Origin of the sequence: Daejeonella sp., assembly GCF_049655485.1 — a bacterium.
Classification (GTDB): Bacteria; Bacteroidota; Bacteroidia; order Sphingobacteriales; family Sphingobacteriaceae; genus Daejeonella.
The window spans coordinates 1-3,115 of the sequence record NZ_JBASJU010000245.1 but is presented as its reverse complement, the minus strand read 5'-3'; the positions used below and the strand labels follow the sequence as shown (position 1 = coordinate 3,115).

Below are 3,115 nucleotides of genomic sequence, written 5' to 3'. Positions count from 1 at the left end.
GCGGTGAAGCTGAACAAAGCAAGAATAAATTCCAGCAGCTCCCATCCAACGATAAAGCTAAACTGATTAAGTTCCTTGAATCATTATAAAATGGACAGAAGAAATTTTATCGCTAAAGGCTGTACGGCATGCTTATCTATAACGGTTATGCCTGCATTGCTGACTTCCTGCACAAGCACCAGATATCTTACCGGAACTGTTGAAAAGGACGGACTAAGATTAAACAAATCAGAGTTTAAAATAACAGGGAAGGGAAGCAAAGCTTACCTGTCGTTCCTGGTCATTAGAAATGATGCCTTTAAATCTCCAATTTGTGTATACCGGTTTAGCGAACAGGATTATACCGCGCTGTGGATGAGGTGTACTCACCAGGGAACAGAACTACAGGCATCCGGAGATTTCCTTCAGTGTCCGGCTCATGGAAGCGAATTTAATAATAAAGGCCAGGTTACAAACGGGCCTGCTGACGATAATCTCAGGACATTTCCAGTCCTGGTGTCTAGTAACGATATATTCATAGATATGAGAAAGCAATCATGAAGAAACTCCTTACCTTATTTTTAATAGTACTTCTTGCTAAACAAGGCTTCGCTCAAATTGATCCCGACTTACTACGGGTTCCTGATAGAGACTCTGCACGTATCAAATTAAATATGGACGCAGTCTATGACCGTCCTTTCCTTCAGGTTGCAAAGCTCCCGGTCGCACTTGGAGGATACGCAGAGGCAAACTACCAGTATTTAGGTTCGGATGGTGTAACGGAAGGCCACCAGTTTCAAATGCGAAGGCTTACTCTATTTGTATCCTCGGGTATTGCAAAACGAATTAAGTTTCTATCAGAACTGGAGTTTGAAGACGGTACAAAGGAGATCAACATTGAGTTCGCTTCTATAGATTTTGAATTTAATCCCTTACTGAATTTAAGGGTTGGAATCGTCATGAATCCTATTGGTGCATTCAACCAAAACCATGACGGCCCCAAATGGGAGTTTGTTGATAGACCTATATCTGCCACACAAATGCTTCCTGCAACATGGAGCAATGTAGGGTTCGGGGTCTTCGGGAAAAAGTATCTTAAGAACTGGGTATACGCTTATGAGGCATATTTAACTAATGGCTTTGACGAGACCATTATCGCTAACTCCGAGAACAGGACTTTTTTACCGGCTTCTAAAGCTAACCGGGATCGCTTCGAGGAAAGCTTCAACGGAGCGCCTTTATTAACCGGGAAAGTAGCCTTACGAAACAGCAAGATTGGTGAACTTGGATTATCTTATATGGGAGGTATTTATAATAAATTTCAGGATGATGGACTTGTTCTTGACGAAAAAAGACGTTTGAATGTCTTCGCAATTGATTTCAATACCATTATACCCAAACTGAATACGTTCGTTAATGCCGAGTGGGCCTGGGTAAATGTCGATGTGCCTGCAACTTATACCGAGCAGTTTGGAGGTAAACAACAAGGAGGCTTTATTGATATTGTGCGACCCTTGATAAAGAAGCCATTATTCGGCTTTGAACGGGCTGTTTTGAACGCGGCCATCAGAATGGAATACGTAGATTGGAACAAAGGGAATTTTAATTCAACGGGCGGTAATATTTCGGATCATATTTACTCGATAATTCCGGCTGTCAGTTTCAGGCCTACGCCCCAAACCGTTATCAGGTTAAACTACCGGTATAATTGGCAAACCGATCTTCTGGGCAATCCAGCAGCTAAACTGGCAGGTTTTCAGTTTGGTGTATCTACATACTTTTAATATTGTAATTCTGAAGTACATTATAATTATATAAACTTTCCGATCTATTATATAATAAAGTAAACCATTTGATAGTTATCTTTGTTGCACTAATTCAACTTAACAACATATTGTTTTAATGAGAATTTCATCCATACAGTTTAAAGCAGCCTTTTTGCTATTCGTATTCTCCCTGAGTACGATTGTAGGGTTCGCTTGTTCTGTAGGGTTAAATACGACCTTGAACGCCGATCACCATAAAGAACCGACCGGTCATCAACACAAAAGCCATGAGCATGGCAAATCTCATGTGCATGCCGCTTCTGCTGATCATCATCAGACTCCAGTAAGCCCTCACCAGAAGCCGTCTGACCACCACCAGGAAGAGGCTAATCACCATAAACAAGTTAGCAATCCCCAGGAAAACCCCGAGGACAATTGCTGTAAGGATGAAGTAGCTAAATTTGAAAAAGGTGAGAAACGTGCGCCGCAATTTTTTAATTACAATTTAGAGCCCCTGTTCGTTACGTTAGGGTTTATAACCACCTTTAATAGAGATGTGCTGGAATCTGATCTTCACTTACCCAGCAATAAATATTTTGTACGAAATCACCATCCGCCCATAGCGGATACCCGTATAGCTATCCAGAGTTTCCTGATTTGATTTTTGTTTAAAGTTTGATACCCATGGTCATTATTTGAGCCATGCAAGTAATTATTTGCTTTAAACATTAAAATCATTTCAAAATGAAAAAGATATTTTTTATAGTTGCATTCATTGCAACCGGACTGGTGCAATCCTATGCGCTAGATAGACCGACCCTTCACGGCGACCTGCTTACCCACTATTATGCAATCAAAGATGCTTTAGTAGCCAGCAAAGCTGACCTAGCTGCAACTCATGCTGCTGAATTTGTCAAAACAGCTGCTTCTGTTGATGCAAAAAACCTCCCAGATGACAACCGGGCACTGTTGGTCAAGGGTGCTGCTGCTATCGCAAACGCTAAAGATCTGAAAAAGCAAAGAGAACTTTTCTCGGCTTTCTCTGAAAATATGGCCGCCTTAGCCAAAGTTACAAAACTTGGTCACGGTGATATTTATAAGGCGTATTGCCCGATGAAGAAAGCCAGCTGGCTTAGTAAAGAGCCTGCGATTAAGAACCCTTATTACGGCAGCGCTATGCTTACCTGCGGTAAAGTTGTAGAAACCCTTAAATAATTCTAATCAAATAAGGCCATGGGCACATTGTATCCTATGGCCTTACTATGGAATTCTAACTTATTACATCATTCGATACTTATTAAAATATTGCGGTTGGTTTTTATAAAAAATACCGCCGTTAAAAATAATTAAAAACCAAAAACATGAAAACA

4 protein-coding genes are annotated in these 3,115 nt (G+C 40.8%); all 4 read left to right on the top strand.

The window, feature by feature from the left end; genetic code table 11:
* Positions 1–90: 90 nt before the first annotated feature.
* The 4 genes from WBJ10_RS10200 to WBJ10_RS10185 all read left to right on the top strand — a co-directional run bounded on the left by WBJ10_RS10200 (position 91) and on the right by WBJ10_RS10185 (position 2,960).
* A complete protein-coding gene (locus tag WBJ10_RS10200) occupies positions 91–540 on the top strand; it encodes a ubiquinol-cytochrome c reductase iron-sulfur subunit (RefSeq protein ID WP_424289928.1) in 450 nt (149 codons plus the stop codon).
* Positions 537–1,763: a hypothetical protein gene (locus WBJ10_RS10195; protein ID WP_424289926.1), complete on the top strand. Its 1,227-nt coding sequence runs from the start codon at positions 537–539 to the stop codon at positions 1,761–1,763. Before WBJ10_RS10200 ends, WBJ10_RS10195 begins: the two co-directional genes overlap by 4 nt.
* A 118-nt stretch (positions 1,764–1,881) precedes the next feature.
* Positions 1,882–2,406 (top strand): HYC_CC_PP family protein, encoded by a 525-nt coding sequence (locus WBJ10_RS10190; RefSeq protein WP_424289924.1) that lies wholly within the window; start codon positions 1,882–1,884, stop codon positions 2,404–2,406.
* Positions 2,407–2,489: 83 nt separating this feature from the next.
* Positions 2,490–2,960 (top strand): DUF3347 domain-containing protein, encoded by a 471-nt coding sequence (locus tag WBJ10_RS10185; protein ID WP_424289922.1) that lies wholly within the window; start codon positions 2,490–2,492, stop codon positions 2,958–2,960.
* Positions 2,961–3,115: the final 155 nt, after the last annotated feature.

Coding starts and splice junctions, on each gene's coding strand:
- WBJ10_RS10195 (WP_424289926.1), top strand. CDS start 537: ATGAAGAAACTCCTTACCTTATTTTTAATAGTACTTCTTGCTAAACAA.
- WBJ10_RS10190 (WP_424289924.1), top strand. CDS start 1,882: ATGAGAATTTCATCCATACAGTTTAAAGCAGCCTTTTTGCTATTCGTA.
- WBJ10_RS10185 (WP_424289922.1), top strand. CDS start 2,490: ATGAAAAAGATATTTTTTATAGTTGCATTCATTGCAACCGGACTGGTG.
- WBJ10_RS10200 (WP_424289928.1), top strand. CDS start 91: ATGGACAGAAGAAATTTTATCGCTAAAGGCTGTACGGCATGCTTATCT.